The organism is Pseudidiomarina sp. (genome assembly GCF_033722695.1).
GTDB lineage: Bacteria > Pseudomonadota > Gammaproteobacteria > Enterobacterales > Alteromonadaceae > Pseudidiomarina.
This window is the reverse complement of sequence record NZ_JAWVYM010000003.1, coordinates 47468-66009: the sequence shown is the minus strand read 5'-3', so window position 1 is coordinate 66009 and position 18542 is coordinate 47468. Positions and strand designations below refer to the sequence as shown.

Here is an 18542-nt window from a genome sequence, read left to right as displayed (position 1 = left end):
CCATACTTGATTGGTACCCGACAGACAATAAAAAACCGGTCGCTGCGCCGCAACGACCGGTTGATTCATCGAACTTTACCGCTAAGCCTGCAGGCTTATTTCTTTTTTACAGCTTTTTTGTTCGGTAAGTCAGTAATAGAGCCTTCATAGACTTCCGCGGCCAGACCAACAGATTCATGCAGCGTTGGGTGGGCGTGAATAGTCAGGGCGATGTCTTCAGCATCACAGCCCATCTCGATCGCCAGGCAGATTTCGCCCATTAGTTCGCCACCGTTAGAGCCCACTACAGCGCCGCCGATAATGCGGTTGTTTTTATCAAACAACAGCTTGGTCATACCGTCGGTCGACCCCTGGGCAATTGCCCGGCCTGAAGCAGACCATGGGAATACCGCTGTGTGATATTCAATGCCCTGCTCTTTGGCTTCTTTCTCAGTAACACCAGCCCATGCCACTTCCGGGTCAGTATAGGCAATCGAAGGAATCACTTTTGGATCAAAATAGTGCTTCTTGCCGGCAATGACTTCAGCCGCTACGTGGCCCTCATGGGTCCCTTTGTGCGCCAGCATCGGCTGACCGACCACATCGCCGATAGCGAAGATATGCTTGGCACTGGTGCGCATTTGCTTATCGACTTCGATAAAGCCGCGATCGCTGACTTTAACACCGGCGTTTTCTGCACCGATTTTCTTACCGTTTGGTGAACGACCAACAGCGACCAGCACGGCGTCATAGCGAACCGGCTTCTCCGGGGCGTCTTTACCTTCAAAAGTCACATGCACGCCGTCTTTCTTGGCTTCAACTTTAGTGGCTTTGGTGTTCAGCCAGATATTGTCAAAACGCTTATTGGCGGTTTTCATGAAAGCTTTCATGATGTCTTTGTCAGCCGGTGGGATCAGCTGATCCGTCATTTCGACCACATCAACTTTGGCGCCCAGCGAGCTGTATACGTTGCCCATTTCCAGGCCGATAATACCGCCGCCAAGCAACAGCATACGGTCCGGGATGAAGCGCAGTTCCAGTGCTGCAGTCGAGTCCCAGATACGCTCGTCTTCGTGTGGCACGAACGGCAGTTTGATCGACTCAGAACCCACTGCAATGATGGCGTTCTTGAAGTTAACCTTGGTATCGCCGTCATCGCCTTTTACGGTGATGCAGGTGTCACTGGTGAACTCGCCATAGCCATTCACCACTTTAACTTTACGCATTTTGGACATCTGATCCAGACCGCCGGTCAGCTGACCAACAACTTTTTCTTTATGCTTGCGCATCTGATCAAGGTCGATTTTCGGATCACCGAAATCAACGCCTTCGCTTTTCATATGCTTGGCATCGTCAATGTGCTTGGCAATGTGCAGCAGCGCTTTGGACGGGATACAGCCAACGTTCAGACACACACCACCTAAGGTGCTATAGCGCTCAATCAGGACAGTGTCCAGGCCTAAATCGGCAGCGCGGAACGCCGCAGAGTATCCACCAGGACCAGAACCAAGTACCACTACCTCGGCGTTAATTTCTTTGCTCATGACGACCTCTTTTATTCATTCAAATCGGGGCGAAAATGCGATGGGCTGCATTATAACAGCCCCATCGCTAATTGTTTACTTTACAGCACAAGTTTCCGTATATCGGACAGCACATTGCTCAGGTAGACACTGAACCGCGCCGCCAGAGCACCGTCGATAACGCGGTGATCGTAAGACAAGCTCAACGGCAGCGTCAGCCGCGGCTCAAATTCGTCGCCATTCCACTTCGGCTTCATTTCGCTTTTGGAAACACCGAGGATAGCCACATCAGGGGCGTTGACGATAGGTGTGAACGCAGTACCGCCAATGCCGCCCAGGCTGGAAATCGAGAAGCAACCACCCTGCATATCCTGGCTTTTCAGCTTGCCATCGCGGGCCCTTGCGCTAATGTCCGCCAACTCCTCCGATAACGCATAGATGCCTTTTTTATCGACATCACGCACCACCGGCACGACCAGACCATTTGGCGTATCCACCGCAATACCCAGGTGGATATACTTCTTCATAATCAGGTGCTCGCCGTCTTCGGCCAGTGACGAATTGAACTGCGGGTATTCCTGCAGCGCTTTGGCCACGGCTTTCATGATGAACACCAGCGGCGTGATCTTGATGCCGTCTTTTTTCTTCGCCTGAGCTTCGTTCTCGCTCTTGCGGAAAGCTTCCAGCTCAGTGATATCGGCTTCGTCAAACTGTGTCACGTGCGGGATGGTTACCCAGTTGCGATGCAGGTTGGGGCCGGAAATTTTCTGGATCCGGGTCAGCGGCACTTCTTCGACTTCACCAAACTTGCTGAAGTCGACTTTTGGCTGCGCAATCACCTGCAGGCCACCAGCGCCTTTCGCCGAGCTGCCACCGGTCGCTTTCGGCCGTGACAGTTCGTATTTGACGTAATCCTGCACGTCTTCTTTGAGGATCCGGTCTTTGCGGCCAGAGCCTTCAACCTGATTCAGGTCGACGCCAAACTCGCGGGCCAGACGCCGTACCGCCGGCGATGCATAGGCCAGGCCTTCGGCTTTGGTCTTGCGGTCCATCGGATGGTCAGGAACCGGCGGCTTACGGATGCCCATGGCTTCTTCCGGCGAGAACTCCGGCTCGTTCTGATCATAGGCCTTGCCGCGTTGCTGGGATTTATCCCGGCGATCCGACGGGTCGTATTCTTGGTCTTTGCCTTCGTCAGATTGCTCTTTCTTCGGCTCTTCTTTTTTCTCTTCTTTCTTCTCTTTTTTATCTTCTGACTTTTTGCCAGCGCTCTTGATCTTCAGTTTGAGGATCAACGAGCCTTCTTTGACCTTATCGCCGACACTGACTTCGACAGAGTCCACCACACCCGCTTCCGGGCTCGGTACATCCATTGTAGCTTTGTCGGTTTCCAAGGTGATCAGGCCGTCTTCTTTGCTGATTTCATCGCCTTCACTGACCAGCACTTCAATAATTTCGACTTCGTCAGCTTCGCCAATGTCAGGAACCTTGACTTCGATGACTTTGCTTTCACCTTCAGCTTCATCTTCATCTTCTTCAGAGCTTTCAGTGTCAGCAGCACGTTCTTTGTGCTCTTTTTCGTCTTCTTCGTCTGTATCCTGCTGCTCGTCCTGCTCCGGCTCCTGATCTTTTTCTTCAGCTTTATCTTCTTCGCCGTCGTCCGCATCGCCGTCGCCGGCTGCTTCAAACATTGCGATTAAATCGCCTTCGCTGATCTTATCGCCGGTTTTTACTTTGAGCTCGGCGACTTTGCCGGCAAAAGGTGCCGGAATATCCATCGATGCCTTGTCACTTTCGACAGTGATCATGGCGTCTTCCTGCTCCAGCTGGTCGCCTTCGCTGACCAGGACCTCAATCACTTCAACTTCTTCGCCGCCCAAATCGGGGGCCAGCACTTCTTTTAAATCTGCCATGGTTGCCTCCGCTCCCGTTGCTTAAGCGTAAAGTGGGTTGAGTTTATCAGTATCGATATCGAAATCTTTGATCGCTTTAGCAACCACTTTCTTATCGATATCACCGGCTTTTGCCAGCTCGCTCAGTGCGGCCACGACAATGTACTGCGGGTTCACTTCGAAGTGACGACGCAGATTTTCGCGGCTGTCCGAGCGGCCGAAGCCATCTGTACCCAATACGCGGTATGGTGTTGGGACCCAGGCGCGGATTTGATCTGCATACAACTTCATGTAATCCGTAGCGGCAATAGTTGGGCCTTTGGCCTTTTTCAATACTTCAGTCACATAAGCAGTTTTAGCTTTCTTATCCGGATGCAACATGTTGTAGCGATCCACGTCCAGGCCGTCACGGGCCAGTTCGTTGAACGAGGTGGTGCTATAAACGGTTGCTGAGATACCGTAGTCATCCGCCAGCAGTTTGGCGGCTTCACGTACCTGCTGTAAAATCGTACCCGAGCCTAACAGCTGTACTTCGCCTTTCGCTTTCTTGGCTTTATGTTGTTCAAGCTCATAGATGCCCTTCAGGATGCCCTCTTCAACACCTTCCGGCATTTCCGGCTGCAGGTAGTTCTCGTTCATGACCGTCAGATAGTAGAAGACGTTTTCCTGATCTTCGTACATGCGGCGCATACCGTCCTGCACAATCACCGCCACTTCATAACCGAAGGTCGGGTCATAGGTCAGGCAGTTTGGCACAGTGTTAAACAGGATATGGCTGCTGCCGTCCTGGTGTTGCAGGCCTTCACCGTTGAGCGTGGTGCGCCCGGCAGTACCACCAACCAGAAAGCCTCGGGCTTGCATGTCGCCGGCGGCCCAGACCAGGTCACCAACGCGTTGGAAGCCGAACATCGAGTAGTAGATGTAAAACGGAATCATCGGCTCGTCGTTGTTGGCGTAGCTGGTTGCCGCAGCGACCCAGGAGGCCATAGCACCAAGTTCGTTGATGCCTTCCTGCAATACCTGACCTTGCTTGTCTTCGCGGTAATAAGCGACCTGATCAGCATCCTGCGGCTCGTATTTCTGGCCCTGGCTGGAATAAATGCCGACCTGACGGAACAGACCTTCCATCCCGAAGGTACGGGCCTCATCAGGAATAATCGGCACAATGCGCTCACCGATTTTCTTATCTTTAAGCAAGGCATTCAGTACCCGTACAAAGGCCATGGTGGTGGAGATCTGACGCTCTCCCGAGCCCTTGGTCACCACCTCAAAAGCTTTCAGTGACGGCACTTCAAGTTCGACCTTGGTCTTTGGTTTGCGGACCGGCATATAGCCGCCCAGAGCTTCGCGACGTTCGCGCAGGTATTTCATTTCTTCGCTGTCGTCAGGGAACTTGTATAGCGGGATATCTTCCAGCTCACTGTCCTTGATCGGAATATTAAAACGGTCACGGAAGTGCTTGATGGCATCCATGTCCATTTTCTTCACCTGGTGAGCGATGTTTTTACCTTCGCCCGCTGAGCCCATACCGTAACCTTTCACGGTTTTCGCCAGGATGACCTGCGGCCGACCTTTGGTGTTTACCGCTTTGTGGTAAGCAGCATAAACCTTCACCGGGTCATGGCCACCGCGGTTCAGACGCCAGATATCTTCATCAGACAGATTAGCGACCATAGCTTCGGTTTCTTTGGTTTTGCCGAAGAAGTTTTCGCGGGTATAGGCACCGCCTTTGGCTTTGTAGTTCTGGTATTCGCCATCCACGCTGTCCTGCATGATTTGCGCCAGCTTGCCTTCGGTATCCCGGTATAACAGTGGATCCCAGTAGCGGCCCCAAATCACTTTAATAACTTCCCAGCCGGCACCACGGAAGGTGCCTTCAAGTTCCTGAATGATCTTGCCGTTGCCGCGCACCGGACCATCCAGACGCTGCAGATTACAGTTGACGATAAAGGTCAGGTTATCCAGCCCTTCTCGGGTAGCCAGACCAATTGCGCCAAGGCTTTCCGGCTCATCCACTTCACCATCCCCTAAGAAGCAGTAAACGCGCTGGTTTGAGCAATCTTTAATGCCTCGGTCGGTGAGATACTTCAGGTACCGCGCCTGATAGATAGCCTGAATGGGGCCAAGTCCCATAGATACGGTCGGGAACTGCCAGAAGTCCGGCATGAGTTTCGGGTGCGGGTACGACGACAGGCCTTTGCCGTCAACTTCCTGGCGGAAGTTATCCATCTGTTCTTCACTGATCCGGCCCTCGAGGAACGCGCGGGCATAAATACCCGGTGACGCATGCCCCTGAATAAACAGAAAGTCGCCGCCGTCTTTGTCCGTCGGAGCACGGAAGAAATGGTTGAAGCCAACATCGTAAAGCATGGCCGACGACGCAAAACTGGAAATATGGCCGCCCAGTTCGAGTTCTTTTTTCGAGGCACGCAATACCATCGCCAGAGCGTTCCAGCGGATCGCCGCGCGGATCCGGGACTCCATGCTTTGATTTCCCGGTACCGTAGGCTCCTGACTGGCCGGAATGGTATTCAGATAGGCTGTGGTTGCTGCATAAGGCAAGAAGGCACCGCTGCGGCGGGCTTTCTCGATCAGCGATTCCAGCAGAAAATGGCCGCGTTCAGGGCCGTCTTCTTCCAGTACGACCTCAAGCGCGTCAATCCACTCGCGCGTTTCCTGTGGGTCGATGTCATCTTTCAAATGATCAGTCATACTTAATCCTTACCCTGTCTGAGTTCGGCGTAGCGACCGCTGAATGCGTGACTGTTCACGATTCGAGGTAAGCAACGCATGTTCAATATAGGCCAGCAGCTGGTGACAGGCTTCGCGCGCCTGTTCCGGCTCGCCGGCAGTAATCGCAGCGACAATTTGCCGCCGGTGTTCATGAAGCTGCTGCATGATGCCCGGCTTGTGCGCCAGATCCTGCAGGTTTTGCTCAATATTCTTAACCAGTAGTGGTTGCATACTGCGAACCAGATGCAGCAGGATCACGTTATGTGAGGCCTCGCAAATCCGCAGATTAAAGTCGACTAAAGCCTGCGCCTGTGACTTGAGTTCAGCGCCCGGGTCTTCAGCGATGTTCCGGAAACTCTGTTCAATCTGCTCCAGATCCTGAGCGGTGCCGCGCAGCGCGGCATAGTAGGATGAAATGCCTTCCAGGGCGTGGCGGAATTCCAGCAAATCAAATTGTGATTCCGGATGCTTGGCCAGCAGTTCTAACAGCGGCTCGGCAACCCGTTGTTGCATGTTATCGCAGACATAGGTGCCGCCGCCCTGACGACGCTCAAGTAAACCCCGGGCTTCGAGCTTTTGAATGGCTTCGCGCAAACTGGGGCGCGAAACTGAGAATTTATGGGCAAGATCACGCTCAGACGGTAACCGGGCACCGGCTGCCAGGGTACCGTCAACGATCATGGCTTCAATGCGTTCCATGATCACATCGGACAGTTTTGTCTGTTGTATACGTTCAAAAGCCATAGATTGTGACCGTGTTGGTAAGACCAATTACCCACACATTGTAGATCAAGTTGCGCTAAAGCCCAAACTTTTCTCGATCAGAACCAGCCGCCGATAGTTAACACGGCCAGTAATACGATGAATAACAGCATGTTGCGTTTAACTAAGGCAACTGTGGTCAGAGCAGTACTGGTTATATCATCTTCATGATTAGGCGTCAGATCTTCGGCCGCCGCAGCGATTTTAGTTGCCGCAGCATAGTTGCCCTGGGGTACGTTACCGATGGAACTCAGCCATAACGGCGCTGCTCTGGAGAAATTCCCCACCAACAGAAAGCCTAAGGTCATGATGCGCGTGGGCAGCCAGTCAATGACCTGCTCGGCAGTGGACCAGCGTTCGTTGCGCGGATGCCGCATGTCTCGCAGGGTGGCATAAACCAGCGCGCCGACCACGCCAAATAGCAGAAAATAGACAAACACAGCAAAGTAATAACGCAAGTGGATCCACAGCAGGACATTTGCGACGGGGGCCTCTTCATGGCGTTCTGCCAGCTTCTGTAATTTATGCAGATGCGCACGAGCGGTTTCCTGGTCGCCACTGGTGGCGGCATCAAGATAATTGCGATAGGCGGTGCGCGCGGCGGGGACACGAATGGACAGAAACAGTGCCGCAGCACTTACCACAAAGGTCAACAGAGTGTTATCAGACAGAGCCAGCACAAACCAGACTATCAATGCCGGAACTATGGCCCACAGGACTCTTCCCAGACGATGCTGTCGCCATTCTTCAACTTTACCACCGGCAATCTGCAGATGCTGCCAGCGCAGCACCAGCCGTCGCCACTCCCAGTTGCGGCCAAGCTGCACCGTGCGCTCTAACGAGTAAGCTAGTAAAATTGCCAGCAAGTACATAATATTATCCTGTCAGTTGCTCATAAAAGTAGGCCCAGTCAAAGGCCGGACCCGGATCGGTTTTCCGTACCGGGGCAATGTGCTGATGACCTACAATACGCTGTCGGCTCAGCTGTGGATAGGCCGTAATGAGCTCAGCAGCAATCTGTGCAAGTTGTTGATACTGTTCCTTAGTGTAGGGCGCTGTGTCGGTTCCCTCAAGTTCGATACCAATGGCAAAGTCATTACAACGCCGCCGGCCGGCGTAACTTGAGCGGCCAGCATGCCAGGCGCGCCGGTGGAAAGGCACGTATTGCACCACGTCACCGTCGCGCCGGATCAGGCAGTGGGCCGACACCCGCAGGCCTTTTAGTGGTACAAACTCAGGGTGGGCCTGATGGTCCAGCTGCCCCATGAACAGATCGTCAATGTAGGGCCCGCCAAACTCCCCCGCCGGTAGGCTGATACCGTGTATCACCAGTAAACTGATATCGCCGGGATCGGGTCTGTTATCCTGATGGGGGGATTGCCTTGGTGTGGCTTCTTGTAACCAGCCTGCTTTAATCATGGTGTAGATCCGACTATGCTGAGATGCACATCCTAGCGCGGCACAGGCGATGGGGTAAAGTAACACCGATGACTTGTTGAAACCCGGAGCACTTAGCGTCGATAATAGCTGCATACCTTTTTAACTGCACCTGACGGAGCCGCAGACCCATTATGATGGATACCCGTGTAGAAACTGAATTATTGACTCTAGATCGCCAGCAGATGGTCCAGCGGGCGCTGACTGAGGACTTAAACGGCGTGCAGCCGGAAAACGATATCACCGCACAGCTCATTCCAGCAGCGCAGCATGCCCGGGCCACTATTATCACCCGTGAAGATGCTGTGCTGTGTGGTCGCGCCTGGGTTGAACAGGTCTTTCTGCAACTGGGCGGCCAGGTCCATATCAGGTGGCAGGCTGATGACGGCGATGTTATTACCGCCGGCAGTACCATTTGCGAACTCGAAGGGCCCGCCCGTACCATCCTCACCGGCGAACGGACCGCCCTGAATTTTCTACAGACGTTATCCGGAGTGGCTACCACCACCGCTGAATATGTTGCTCACTTAACAGGTACGACCACTCGCTTACTGGACACCCGCAAAACGGTGCCCGGTTTACGTACTGCACTGAAGTACGCGGTTGTTTGTGGTGGCGGTCATAATCACCGGGTGGGTCTGTACGATGCCTATCTGATTAAAGAAAACCATATTATGGCTTGTGGAAGTATTGCCGCCGCGGTGGCCAAAGCGCGCGAATTAAATCCCGGCAAGCCGGTCGAAGTGGAAGTGGAAAACCTTACGGAGTACCAGTTGGCGCTGGATGCGGGAGCAGATATCATCATGCTCGACAACTTTTCAATTGAAGACATCCGCAGCGCGGTGAGCGCTCGTAGCCCGAGCACGCAACTTGAAGTGTCCGGCAATATTACCCACCAACGCTTAAGGGAACTTGCAGCCACCGGCGTTGACTTTATTTCGTCCGGTGCGCTGACCAAACATATTCAGGCAACTGATCTTTCGCTGCGGTTTGATGTTGCATAACTATTGACGAAGTCTGGCAATCTGCTATGTTTGAAGTGCAATGCGCAATCGCGAAACGGATTCGTGATTTGCCAGGCGTGCTTTAAAGGCAAAATTGTCGAAAGGCAATGACGCAAAACCTCCGGTCCTAACTCACCCGGGATAACACCTGAAGTGAACGGATAGCGGGGCTGCAGGCTAAAGTCTGGTGGATGGAGTGGCTTCTCGGCAGTTTTCAGTCGTAAAGCAAAACCACTTGTCTTTCGGCTAGTGCAGTTAAATTTTGTTGTATGGATGTTAGGCTTACAACAATGGACGCCACAACTATACAACAATAAATACAATTGGAGTTTTTCGGGAGATAATTTATGAACATGAACAAACAACGTGGTTTTACTTTAATCGAGTTGATGATTGTTGTCGCAATCATCGGTATCCTGGCCGCCGTAGCCATTCCTATGTACAGCGATTACACCCAGCGGGCGAAAGCCAGCACCGGGTTAGCGGCACTGGCGTCATACAAAACGCATGTCGCGCTGTGCTATCAGAACGAAGGCGTGCTGGCCAACTGTGATGCGGGCACTAACCGCATTCCCGCCGACCAGACTGCAATCAGCACCATTTCAGGGCTGAACTCAGTAACTGTTGCGGACGGGGTGATCACCGCTCAACTGGAAGCTGTTGATACAGCAGGCGCTAATATCACCGTTCAGCTGACTCCTGATGTAACTAGCGGCACCAATGTAGGCTGGGCGATCAGCTGTAGCGATTACGGTTCTGACGGTAGCGACAGCCGCGTCGATGGCTGTACTTCGGCATATACAGCTCCAACAGCTTAATGGATTAAACAAACTATGCAGCAGGCTCGTTCTGGCCTGCTGCATTCTTATTTAACTTAAGGTCTGTCATGCTGCATCACTCCCTCGCGGCGCTGTTGCTGCGTGATAAAAAGGTCCCGGAAGCGCAGCTCACTGCGACCAGTGAATATGCCTGGGAAGCTAAACTGCCTTTTACCAGCGTGCTGCTGGACCGCAAATTATTAAACCCAGAAGAACTTGCTGCATTCTGTTATAAAGAATCCAACTGTGCCTGGCTGGATCTTAATGCCTTCAACCCTGATGTAGTGCCCACCGAATTTATTAATGAACGCCTGATCCGCAAAAACCATGCGGTTCCTCTGTACCAGCGGGGCAATATACTCTATATCGCGGTTTCGGATCCGACCCGCATCGAAACGCTGGATGAATTTCAGTTCCGTACCCGCATGCAGACCGAAGCAGTACTGGTCGAGGAACATAAGCTACAGAAACTAATTGATAAACTGCTCGAAAGCGAAAGCTCAATGCTGGGGGTTACCGCTGAGGACGAGCAGGAGCTTCGTGATATTGACGCCCTGGACCAGGGTGGGGAAGATGCCGGCTCAGTAGCCGCGGAAGTCAAAAATGACGCACCAATCGTTATCTATATCAACAAACTGCTATTGGATGCCATTAAGCGCGGCGCCTCTGACTTACACTTCGAGCCTTATGAAACCGAATACCGGGTACGCTTTCGTATCGACGGCGTATTACATGAAATCGCCCGGCCACCGGTAACTCTGACTGGCCGTATCGCTGCCCGGCTGAAGGTGATGGCGCAGCTGGATATCGCCGAACGCCGCCTGCCTCAGGATGGCCGCATTAAGCTCAAGCTCTCTAAGCATAAGGCCATTGATTTCCGGGTCAGTTCACTACCGACCCTCTATGGCGAGAAGCTGGTGCTGCGGATCCTCGACTCCGCCGCGGCCATGATGGGTATTGAATCCCTCGGTTATGAGTCCGAGCAGCAGGAACGTTTTGAAACAGCGCTGACCAAGCCCCAAGGCATGATTCTGGTAACCGGCCCCACGGGCTCGGGTAAAACCGTGTCCCTGTATACGGGTCTTAATATTCTCAATACCCCGGAGCGTAATATTTCTACCGCCGAAGATCCGGTCGAAATTAACCTGCAGGGTATTAATCAGGTACAGATTAACGTCAAGGCCGGGCTGGGCTTTGCCGACGCCCTGCGCTCGTTCCTGCGCCAGGATCCCGATGTGGTCATGGTGGGCGAGATCCGTGATCTGGAAACGGCTGAAATTGCCATCAAGGCTGCGCAGACCGGTCACCTGGTGCTCTCCACCCTGCATACCAACTCCGCCGCAGAGACCCTGACCCGGCTGATGAACATGGGGGTTCCCGCGTACAACATCGCCGGCTCAGTTACCCTGATCATCGCGCAGCGCCTCGCCCGGCGATTATGTAATATATGCAAGGAGCCGGAACAGTTACCCGAGGAAGAGTTGCTGCGTCAGGGTTTTACCAAAGAGCAGATTCCGGAACTGAATATTCACAAAGCGGTGGGCTGCGATCAGTGCACCGGCGGTTATAAAGGTCGTACAGGTATTTACGAGGTTATGCCGATTACCTCAGCTATCCAGGAACTTATAATGACTAGTGCCGGCGCCCAGAAAATCGCAAAACAGGCGCAAAGTGAGGGGATTCACTCGTTGCGGCAGTCTGCATTGCGCAAAGTGGCCTCTGGTTTGATAAGTTTAATTGAGGCCAACCGGGTCACCAGCTCTTAAGGGTAATTCATGGCAAAGAAACCAGATAAGAAAATAGCAGAAATTACCGAATTTACCTGGTCGGGGATTAATCGCCGCGGCGCGAAAGTCAAAGGCGTGATGCGTGGCAATAATGAAAAACAAGTCCGCACCAAGTTACGCGACCAGGGGGTTACCCCGAAAAAGGTTAAGAAGAAAGCTCAGCCGTTGTTTGGCGGCAAAAAAATTAAAGGCGGCGATATTGCCCTCTTTACCCGTCAGATCGCCACCATGCTGGAAGCTGGCGTACCCTTATTGCAGGGTCTCGAAATGGTCGCTAAGGGGACAGATAACCCCAAAATACGCGATTTGATGCTGAATATTGCTAACGATGTGGGCGCTGGTTCACCGCTGGCAGACGCCCTGCGTAAACATCCGCGTATTTTTGACGACCTTTATTGCGATTTGGTCGAATCGGGCGAGCAGTCCGGTTCACTCGAATCCATTTTTGATCGTATTGCCACTTACCGCGAAAAATCAGAAGCGTTGAAGGCCAAGATTAAGAAAGCGCTGGTCTATCCGGCATCGGTCATCGTGGTAGCCCTGGCGGTCACTGTGATCCTCCTGGTCTATGTCGTGCCGCAATTTGAAGCCGTGTTCGCCGACTTTGGTGCTGAGCTGCCGGCTATTACCCAGTTTGTCGTGACCTTATCAGAAGTGGTGCAACAGTACTTTATCTATGTATTGGGTGTGTTAGTGGTGGCTGGCTGGCTGTTCAAAAAGGCCCATCAGCGAAGCCCGAAGCTGCGCGACCGGGTCGACCATATCATGCTTAAGATCCCAGTCATCGGTAATATCCTGCATAAAGCGGCGGTAGCCCGCTTTACCCGTACCCTGTCAACGACGTTCGCCGCCGGTGTGCCGCTGATCAATGCGCTTGAATCCGCCTCCGGCGCCGCCGGTAACGCCCTGTACCGGGACGCGATTTTGCAGATCCGGGAAGAAGTCACCTCGGGGATGCAGATGAACACCGCTATGCAAAATACCGATGTGTTTCCGACTATGGCGACGCAGATGGTGTATATCGGCGAAGAATCCGGCTCACTGGACGATATGCTCGCCAAAGTGGCCAGCATCTATGAACGCGAAGTCGATGATCTGGTGGATAACCTGACCGCGCTGCTGGAACCGATGATCATGGTTGTCATCGGGGTGCTGGTTGGCGGTCTGATTGTGGCCATGTATCTGCCGATATTTAGTCTCGGCCAGGTGGTGGGCTAGAATCTATGGATTTAATCAGTTTATACCCGGCACTGAATCCCTGGGTCACTTTGTTCGGCGTGTTGCTGGGGCTGGTGGTCGGCAGTTTTCTCAATGTTGTGATTGGCCGCTATCCGGTGATGCTGCAACGCCAGTGGCAGCGCGAATGTGCCGAGTTAACCGGGCAACCGGCGGCCGCAGCTGATACCGCCCTGTTTAACCTGGCAACCCCGGGCTCGCACTGCCCCAGGTGCCAACAGCCTATCGCGTGGTATGACAACATCCCCCTATTGAGTTGGATCTGGCTAAAAGCGCAGTGTCGCCACTGTAAAACCCGAATCTCTGCCCGCTACCCTGTGATTGAGCTACTCACCGGCATCACGTTCGGCATACTGACCTGGTATTTGGGTGGCTCGGCCGAATTGCTCTGGTACCTGATTCTCGCGAGCATTCTGATCAGCCTGTTTTTTATTGACCTGGACCATATGCTGCTGCCGGATCAACTCACCTTGTCAATGCTCTGGCTGGGTCTGCTGGTAGCACTTACCGGCGGTCCGGTGCCCCTTGCCGACGCAGTGATTGGTGCCATCAGCGGCTATCTGTTTTTATGGACTGTGTACTGGGCCTTTAAACTTATTACCGGTAAAGAAGGTATGGGCTACGGTGACTTTAAACTGCTGGCCGCCTTCGGCGCCTGGGCCGGTTATCAGATGCTACCGGTTATCATTATCGCCGCCGCCGGCAGTGGCGCAGTGCTGGGCCTGCTTATTCAGGCACTTGATCGCAAGCGCCGCGGTCAGCCTATTCCGTTCGGCCCCTTTCTGATCAGTGGCGGTGTGATTGCACTCATTTGGGGCGAGCAGTTGCTGTACGGCTACTGGACCTGGCTGCAACGCTGATGTGGGTGCTAGGCGTAACCGGCGGCATCGGCAGCGGTAAAACCACTGTTACTGACCTGTTTGCCGCCCTTGGCATCGTGGTGGTCGACGCCGACCGCATTGCGCGTGCGATCATGGAGCCCGGCTCAACAGCACTGAACGCGGTAAGCGAGCGCTATGGCGCGCAGGCTTTGCTAACGGACGGCACTCTGAACCGGCGCTGGCTGCGTGAACGAGTGTTCAGCGACCCGACGGAAAAAGCCTGGCTCAATCAACTTACCCACCCGCTAATCCGCCAGCAGTTGCTGGAGCAACTTAAACAAGCCCGCTCACCTTACGTGATTTTGTCCGCTCCGCTGTTACTTGAAAATAAGCTAACGACATTATGCGACCGGGTATTGGTGGTTGATGTCAGCCCGACGACCCAACGCGAGCGCACCATGGCCCGCGATCAGGTGAGTAGCGCCCAGGTTGAGGCTATTATCCAAGCCCAGGCGAGCCGCGCCGAGCGCCTGGCTGCCGCTGACGATATCATTCACAACGACGGTCCACAGCACGAATTAGGACCCCAGGTGGAGCACTTACATGAGCTTTACCTGAAGCTGGCGTCGCCGGCATTGCAACCTGACGGTAAGCCGCTATGATAGAGCCTATGACAGGCCAAATTAGCTCAACAATTACCTATGAGTACCCGCTTCATGAGCGGGTGCGCACCTATTTACGCCTGGAGCATTTGCTCGCGGCACTGCAACCCGAAGTACCCGTCGACAGCGGCAACTATACCCGTTACTTCAGCGCGCTCTTTGCAATTCTGGATTTGTGTGAGCGCAGTGACGTGCGCACTGACGTGCAAAAAGATCTCGACAAGCGCCGTGCACAGCTGCAGATCTGGTCACAGCATCCCGATGTAAATCAACAGCAACTGGCATTAACCAGTGAGCGGGTTCGCCGTGCGCTGCAGGCAATCCAACCTATCAGCCGGGTTGGCAGCGCACTCAAGCAGGATCGCCTGCTGGGGCCCATTCGCCAACGCTTTGCTATGCCAGGTGGCACCTGCAATTTTGATTTACCCCAGTTGCATTTCTGGCTGCATCAGGCACAGGAAATGCGTGATGCTGATTGTCTGCGCTGGTGGCAGGAACTGTCGGTATTATTATCAGGATTAGTGCTGGAACTTGAGTTACTGCGGGGGCAATCGCGTTTCCGTGCCCTCACTGCCGAAGCTGGCATGCTGCAGGAAAGCACGGAGCCGTTATCGCTGCTACGACTGCAGGTTGATAAGGATATACCGGCATATCCGGTTATGAGTGGCCATAAGCAGCGCTTCAGTATCCGCTTCCTGCGCTATGAGCCGGTCGACGGGCGGGCTTCCTATGAACAGGATGTTCAGCTGGCACTGGCACTCTGTCCGTAACCCGCGGCGCTGTTATAAACCCGGGAAGGCCAGATCCTGTATTTTGCCGATGATGTCCTGATTTGCTTCGGGAAAACGATAAGCGCCAAGCTCCGGTACTGATACCCAGCGCCATTCCTGCCCTTCACGCTGTTGCACCTGGCCATTAAAACGGGTTACCCGCCACACATCCAGCAGTACCCGTTTATCGGCGTAGTCGTGATAAATGACCGTCAGCGGCGTGGCATCCTGCACATCAATATTGCATTCTTCACGTAATTCACGGCACAGCGCCCGGTAAACTGCTTCACCAGGCTCAACCTTACCACCCGGGAATTCCCACTTATCACCCTGATGCAGGTGCTGATGCCGGCGGCTGATAAAAATCTGGCCATCAGCGTTTTCAATAACGCCGACGGCCACATGAATTCGATCAGAGTTTGCCATGACACTGCTTGAATTTTTTACCTGAGCCACAAGGGCAAGGATCGTTGCGCCCTACTTTGCCATAGTCGTTTGACTGCTGGGGGCTGTCAGCACCGCTGGTGCTGCTGCCTTCATGCTTGAATTCTTTGGGCAGCGCAGCCGCTTTCTTACGGCGTTGTTCCTCAACGGCTTCAACATCATCTTCAGCCCGCACACGAACCTTACTCAGCACAGTGATCACATCCAGCTTCAGCGCTTCAAGCATGTCGGCAAATAGCTCAAAGGCTTCCCGCTTATATTCCTGCTTTGGATTCTTCTGCGCATAACCGCGCAGGTGAATACCCTGGCGCAGATGATCCATCGCCGCCAGATGCTCTTTCCAGTGCGAATCAAGGCTCTGCAGCATAATGGCTTTTTCAAACTGACGGATCACTTCAGAACCAACCTGCTCTTCTTTGCGTTTATAGGTTTCTTCCAGTTCTTTCAGAATCCGTTCACGTAGCGTCTCTTCGTGCAGCTTGTCGTCTTCATCCAGCCATTTCTGAACCGGTAATGGTGCATCAAAGTCCAGTCGCAGGCGTTCTTCCAGGCCTTCTATATTCCACATTTCTTCCAGTGACTGGGGCGGGATATATTCGCTGATCATCTGATCAATTACATCGACCCGAATCACTTTTATGGTTTCAGAAATGTCGCCTTCATCAAGCAGTTCGTTGCGTTGCTCGTAAACCACCTTACGCTGGTCATTCGCAACGTCATCGTATTCCAGCAACTGTTTACGGACATCGAAGTTACGACCTTCTACTTTGCGCTGAGCATTCTCGATAGCCCGGGTTACCCAGGGATGCTCAATGGCTTCGCCGCGCTTCATGCCCAGCCGTTTCATCATGCTGGCCATACGTTCAGAGGCAAAGATACGCATCAGGCTGTCTTCCAGTGACAGGTAAAAACGTGACGAGCCCGGATCGCCCTGACGACCGGCACGACCCCGCAGCTGGTTATCAATCCGGCGGGATTCATGACGCTCAGTGCCGATAATATGCAGGCCGCCCGCGGCGACTACGGCATCATGACGTTGCTGCCAGTCCGACTTCAGTTTCTCAATTTTCTCCGGGGTCGGATCGTCGAGGTTTTCAATCTCAACCTGAAGGTTGCCGCCCAGTACGATATCGGTACCACGACCGGCCATGTTGGTAGCAATAGTCACAGCGCCTGGCATACCGGCGTTAGCCACAATCTCAGCTTCCCGTGCATGGAACTTGGCGTTCAATACGTTATGGGGAATCTTCCGCTTTTTCAGTAATTTCGACAGAAGCTCTGAGGTTTCAATGGATATAGTACCCACCAATACCGGACGCTTATCTTCACGGCAGCTCTCGATATCTTCAACAATAGCTTCAAACTTTTCTTCGGTGGTAATGAAAATCAAGTCGGCCCGATCATCACGAACCATTGGCCGGTTAGTTGGTACCACCACAGTTTCGAGGCCATAAATCGACTGGAACTCGAACGCTTCGGTATCGGCCGTACCTGTCATCCCCGCCAGCTTGGTATACAAGCGGAAATAATTCTGGAAGGTAATGGACGCCAGGGTCTGGTTTTCGTTTTGAATCTTCACGCCTTCTTTGGCTTCGATGGCCTGGTGCAGGCCCTCAGACCAGCGGCGGCCTTCCATCGTCCGACCGGTATGCTCATCAACAATTACAATCTGGTCGTCTTTAACAATGTAGTCCACGTCGCGCTGGAACAGATGATTGGCGCGAAGCGCTGCATTCACGTGGTGCAACAGCGTGATGTTACTGGCAGAGTAGAGGGAATCATCCTCTGCCAGCATACCGCGCTCTTTCAGGATCTGTTCAACGTGCTCCTGACCATGCTCGGTCAGATGCAATTGCTTAGCTTTTTCATCTATAGTGAAATCGCCCTCGCCTTGTTCTTCTTCAGTGTCTTCTTTTTCCTGACGTTCCAGCAGTGGCACTATGGCATTCATTTTTTCATAGAGCTCAGAGCTGTCTTCCGCCGCACCTGAAATAACCAGTGGTGTGCGGGCTTCGTCAATCAGAATGGAGTCGACTTCATCAACGATAGCGTAGTAGAGCGAGCTTTGGACGCGGTCTTTGGGGCTGAACGCCATATTGTCGCGCAGATAGTCAAAGCCGAACTCGTTGTTCGTGCCGTAGGTAATATCAGCCTGATAGGCCGCTTTTTTATCCTGAGCTGACATGCCCGGAATATTAAAAGCGACAGTCATGCCGAGAAATTCAAACAACGGCCGGTTGGTTTCGGCATCACGCCGCGCCAGGTAATCGTTCACGGTAACGATGTGCACACCTTCCCCGGTGAGCGCGTTCAGATAAGCTGGCAAGGTCGCGGTCAGGGTTTTACCCTCACCGGTCCGCATTTCAGCAATACGATTATCATTGAGGATCATGGCGCCCAGCAACTGCACATCGAAGGGCCGCATGCCAAACACCCGGCGACTCGCCTCGCGCACGGTGGCGAAGGCTTCCGGGATTAAATCATCAAGGGTTTCGTTTTGCTCAAGCCGCTGTTTAAATTCAACGGTTTTTTGTTTGAGTTCGCTGTCGCTGAGAGCTTCAAACTCGGGCTCAAGCTCATTGATACGTTGTACATTCTTTTGCAGACCTTTAAGAATGCGATCGTTGCGGCTTCCAAATACTTTGCGGAATAAACTACCTAACATGTGAATTAT

Annotated in this window: 15 protein-coding genes and 1 riboswitch; of the genes, 7 read left to right on the top strand and 8 right to left on the bottom strand. The window is 53.2% G+C overall.

Annotated features, from left to right (window positions below; genetic code table 11):
• Nucleotides 1-95 precede the first annotated feature (95 nt).
• From lpdA to ampD, 6 genes are all read right to left on the bottom strand, one after another.
• A complete protein-coding gene (gene lpdA / locus R3196_RS02265) occupies nucleotides 96-1523 on the bottom strand; it encodes a dihydrolipoyl dehydrogenase (protein ID WP_318935017.1) in 1428 nt (475 codons plus the stop codon).
• Between the two features lie 80 nt (nucleotides 1524-1603).
• On the bottom strand, nucleotides 1604-3415 hold the full coding sequence (gene aceF / locus R3196_RS02260) for a dihydrolipoyllysine-residue acetyltransferase (RefSeq protein ID WP_318935016.1): 1812 nt from the start codon (nucleotides 3413-3415) through the stop codon (nucleotides 1604-1606).
• Between the two features lie 21 nt (nucleotides 3416-3436).
• Complete coding sequence (aceE, locus tag R3196_RS02255) at nucleotides 3437-6106, bottom strand: pyruvate dehydrogenase (acetyl-transferring), homodimeric type (protein ID WP_318935015.1); 2670 nt, start codon at nucleotides 6104-6106, stop codon at nucleotides 3437-3439.
• A 9-nt stretch (nucleotides 6107-6115) separates the two neighbouring features.
• Nucleotides 6116-6871: a pyruvate dehydrogenase complex transcriptional repressor PdhR gene (gene pdhR / locus R3196_RS02250; RefSeq protein WP_318935014.1), complete on the bottom strand. Its 756-nt coding sequence runs from the start codon at nucleotides 6869-6871 to the stop codon at nucleotides 6116-6118.
• Between the two features lie 77 nt (nucleotides 6872-6948).
• A complete protein-coding gene (gene ampE, locus R3196_RS02245; RefSeq protein ID WP_318935013.1) occupies nucleotides 6949-7761 on the bottom strand; it encodes a regulatory signaling modulator protein AmpE in 813 nt (270 codons plus the stop codon).
• Nucleotides 7762-7765: 4 nt separating this feature from the next.
• The gene (gene ampD / locus R3196_RS02240) at nucleotides 7766-8308 is read right to left on the bottom strand and encodes a 1,6-anhydro-N-acetylmuramyl-L-alanine amidase AmpD (RefSeq protein WP_318935012.1); all 543 of its coding nucleotides are present in this window, start codon (nucleotides 8306-8308) and stop codon (nucleotides 7766-7768) included.
• A 152-nt stretch (nucleotides 8309-8460) separates the two neighbouring features.
• On the opposite strand from ampD, the gene nadC reads away from it, so the two are divergent.
• The 7 genes from nadC to R3196_RS02205 all read left to right on the top strand — a co-directional run bounded on the left by nadC (nucleotide 8461) and on the right by R3196_RS02205 (nucleotide 15424).
• Entirely contained in the window at nucleotides 8461-9330 is an 870-nt protein-coding gene (gene nadC, locus R3196_RS02235; RefSeq protein WP_413242894.1) for a carboxylating nicotinate-nucleotide diphosphorylase, read from the top strand.
• Between the two features lie 77 nt (nucleotides 9331-9407).
• A riboswitch (cyclic di-GMP riboswitch) is annotated at nucleotides 9408-9508 on the top strand.
• A gap of 169 nt (nucleotides 9509-9677) precedes the next feature.
• The gene (locus R3196_RS02230; RefSeq protein WP_318935011.1) at nucleotides 9678-10148 is read left to right on the top strand and encodes a pilin; all 471 of its coding nucleotides are present in this window, start codon (nucleotides 9678-9680) and stop codon (nucleotides 10146-10148) included.
• A 68-nt stretch (nucleotides 10149-10216) separates the two neighbouring features.
• Nucleotides 10217-11914 (top strand): type IV-A pilus assembly ATPase PilB, encoded by a 1698-nt coding sequence (gene pilB / locus R3196_RS02225; protein ID WP_318935010.1) that lies wholly within the window; start codon nucleotides 10217-10219, stop codon nucleotides 11912-11914.
• Nucleotides 11915-11923: 9 nt separating this feature from the next.
• On the top strand, nucleotides 11924-13153 hold the full coding sequence (locus R3196_RS02220) for a type II secretion system F family protein (protein ID WP_318935009.1): 1230 nt from the start codon (nucleotides 11924-11926) through the stop codon (nucleotides 13151-13153).
• Between the two features lie 5 nt (nucleotides 13154-13158).
• On the top strand, nucleotides 13159-14031 hold the full coding sequence (locus R3196_RS02215) for an A24 family peptidase (protein WP_318935008.1): 873 nt from the start codon (nucleotides 13159-13161) through the stop codon (nucleotides 14029-14031).
• Nucleotides 14031-14654 carry a dephospho-CoA kinase gene (gene coaE, locus R3196_RS02210; protein WP_318935007.1) on the top strand — a complete coding sequence of 208 codons (624 nt, stop codon included), beginning with the start codon at nucleotides 14031-14033 and terminating at the stop codon, nucleotides 14652-14654. Before R3196_RS02215 ends, coaE begins: the two co-directional genes overlap by 1 nt.
• Nucleotides 14655-14662: 8 nt before the next feature.
• The gene (locus R3196_RS02205; RefSeq protein WP_318935006.1) at nucleotides 14663-15424 is read left to right on the top strand and encodes a cell division protein ZapD; all 762 of its coding nucleotides are present in this window, start codon (nucleotides 14663-14665) and stop codon (nucleotides 15422-15424) included.
• Nucleotides 15425-15436: 12 nt separating this feature from the next.
• On the opposite strand, the gene mutT is transcribed toward R3196_RS02205, so the two are convergent.
• Complete coding sequence (mutT, locus tag R3196_RS02200; RefSeq protein ID WP_318935005.1) at nucleotides 15437-15850, bottom strand: 8-oxo-dGTP diphosphatase MutT; 414 nt, start codon at nucleotides 15848-15850, stop codon at nucleotides 15437-15439.
• The gene (secA, locus tag R3196_RS02195; RefSeq protein WP_318935004.1) at nucleotides 15837-18533 is read right to left on the bottom strand and encodes a preprotein translocase subunit SecA; all 2697 of its coding nucleotides are present in this window, start codon (nucleotides 18531-18533) and stop codon (nucleotides 15837-15839) included. The genes mutT and secA overlap by 14 nt, the downstream gene beginning before the upstream one ends.
• Nucleotides 18534-18542: the final 9 nt, after the last annotated feature.

Excerpts from the sequence above, each read along its gene's own strand:
- R3196_RS02220 (WP_318935009.1), top strand. The coding sequence starts at position 11,924 with ATGGCAAAGAAACCAGATAAGAAAATAGCAGAAATTACCGAATTTACC.
- pdhR (WP_318935014.1), bottom strand. The coding sequence starts at position 6,871 with ATGGCTTTTGAACGTATACAACAGACAAAACTGTCCGATGTGATCATG.
- lpdA (WP_318935017.1), bottom strand. The coding sequence starts at position 1,523 with ATGAGCAAAGAAATTAACGCCGAGGTAGTGGTACTTGGTTCTGGTCCT.
- pilB (WP_318935010.1), top strand. The coding sequence starts at position 10,217 with ATGCTGCATCACTCCCTCGCGGCGCTGTTGCTGCGTGATAAAAAGGTC.
- secA (WP_318935004.1), bottom strand. The coding sequence starts at position 18,533 with ATGTTAGGTAGTTTATTCCGCAAAGTATTTGGAAGCCGCAACGATCGC.
- ampD (WP_318935012.1), bottom strand. The coding sequence starts at position 8,308 with ATGATTAAAGCAGGCTGGTTACAAGAAGCCACACCAAGGCAATCCCCC.
- coaE (WP_318935007.1), top strand. The coding sequence starts at position 14,031 with ATGTGGGTGCTAGGCGTAACCGGCGGCATCGGCAGCGGTAAAACCACT.
- aceF (WP_318935016.1), bottom strand. The coding sequence starts at position 3,415 with ATGGCAGATTTAAAAGAAGTGCTGGCCCCCGATTTGGGCGGCGAAGAA.
- R3196_RS02215 (WP_318935008.1), top strand. The coding sequence starts at position 13,159 with ATGGATTTAATCAGTTTATACCCGGCACTGAATCCCTGGGTCACTTTG.
- R3196_RS02205 (WP_318935006.1), top strand. The coding sequence starts at position 14,663 with ATGACAGGCCAAATTAGCTCAACAATTACCTATGAGTACCCGCTTCAT.
- nadC (WP_413242894.1), top strand. The coding sequence starts at position 8,461 with ATGATGGATACCCGTGTAGAAACTGAATTATTGACTCTAGATCGCCAG.
- aceE (WP_318935015.1), bottom strand. The coding sequence starts at position 6,106 with ATGACTGATCATTTGAAAGATGACATCGACCCACAGGAAACGCGCGAG.
- ampE (WP_318935013.1), bottom strand. The coding sequence starts at position 7,761 with ATGTACTTGCTGGCAATTTTACTAGCTTACTCGTTAGAGCGCACGGTG.
- R3196_RS02230 (WP_318935011.1), top strand. The coding sequence starts at position 9,678 with ATGAACATGAACAAACAACGTGGTTTTACTTTAATCGAGTTGATGATT.
- mutT (WP_318935005.1), bottom strand. The coding sequence starts at position 15,850 with ATGGCAAACTCTGATCGAATTCATGTGGCCGTCGGCGTTATTGAAAAC.